The organism is Aliiglaciecola sp. SL4, assembly GCF_041538045.1.
GTDB lineage: Bacteria > Pseudomonadota > Gammaproteobacteria > Enterobacterales > Alteromonadaceae > Aliiglaciecola.
On record NZ_JBGOSE010000028.1, the window covers coordinates 1 to 1,602 of the forward strand.

Consider the following 1,602-nt stretch of genomic DNA (forward strand, 5'->3'; position numbering starts at 1 on the left):
TGATACTCATTGAGCCTCCCCAATCAGCGTAACTTTTCAACTACTCTGATAGGTGACAAAACCAAACGGAGAAGCTCAATGAACTTTTATACTAATACACATCCATACTATTGTGGAATTGATTTACACGCTCGCCTACTTTATGTCTGCATTATTGATGATAAAAGTGAGGTGCTGGTACATAAAAAGATAAAGGACTCCCCTGAACAACTACTCACGTTATTAACTCCCTATTTGGGTAATATCGTTGTTGGCGTAGAATGCATGCATTGCTGGTATTGGGTAAGTGACCTATGTAGACAGCATGCTATTGATTTCGTATTAGGTCACGCCTTGTATATGAAAGCCATACATGGCGGTAAAACCAAGAATGACAAAATTGATTCATTTAAGATTGCTAAATTGTTACGCGGCGGCAACTTTCCATTAGCCTATAACTACCCCAATGAATTACGGGCTACCCGTGATTTAATTCGTCGCAGAACTAAACTGGTGCGTTTTGGGGCTGACTTAAAAGCGCATGTGTCTAATACCGTTAGCCAATATAACTATCGTCCTCATTCCCTTAATCTACGCTACCCAGCTTCAAGGGATAAAATGACCGATGTATTTGATGATATATCTGTACAACGTAATGTCGATATCGATTTAAACATGGTCGGCCATATCGAAACTGAATTACGCCAAGTCGAATGGTTTATTGAAAAACAAGCTAAACAACATAACGCCAGAGACTATTACTTACTCAAATCTATTACTGGCGTGGGTCAAATACTCGCTCTCACTATTTTATATGAAATAGGTGATATCAGTCGCTTTGATAGTGTCCAAAAATTCGCATCTTATTCCCGTTTAGTAAAATGTAAAGCCGAATCAGCAGGTAAAACCTATGGCACCCAAGGGAATAAAATCGGTAACGCTCATCTTAAATGGGCATTCTCCGAAATGGCCGTACTTTACTTGCGTGGCAATGACAAAGCCCGTGCATATTTAAACCAACTACAAAAACGCATGAGCAAAGCCAAAGCGTTATCTGCCCTAGCTCACAAACTTGGTCGCTGTGTTTACTTTATGCTAAAACGACAAAAGGTATTTGATGAAAAACGATTTTTAGTAGGTTAGTCACGCCATCCGGTGAGCTGAACGTCTAACTAGCGCCTTAAGCAGAGCATCAATAAATAGTGGTGACTTCATCACTGGTTTACGAAAACCCTTAGACATTGTTTATATGCCACCGCTAGGCAGCTACATTGCTTGATTAGACATCGGATGGGCGTGCATCAATACTCTGAACTAAATCGCTTACACCTAACCTGAGCCTGAAACTAACTGACAGATTTAACTAGTCCTACTCTTGAATAGTGCCGGTGTTGGGTTAACCGATGAATGTCTAGTGCCCCTGATATTAATATGGATATTGAAAATGCAGGCTGCGATGAGCTCGCATAAGAGAGCCTCTATATGTGTTTGCTGTAGGCGATTGCCTAATAGTCACAAAGACAGATGAAGTAAACCGCTTAGCTCAGAGATTTGGATTGATCTGAAAGAAAGATCAAAAGCACACTAATACCTATTGACTAACCTGAGGCTCATATGTGTTAT

1 protein-coding gene is annotated in these 1,602 nt (G+C 40.3%); it reads left to right on the forward strand.

Features of this window, described 5'->3' with window-relative positions:
• Nucleotides 1-78 precede the first annotated feature (78 nt).
• Nucleotides 79-1,122: an IS110 family transposase gene (locus AB6T38_RS19180; RefSeq protein ID WP_372548820.1), complete on the forward strand. Its 1,044-nt coding sequence runs from the start codon at nt 79-81 to the stop codon at nt 1,120-1,122.
• Nucleotides 1,123-1,602: the final 480 nt, after the last annotated feature.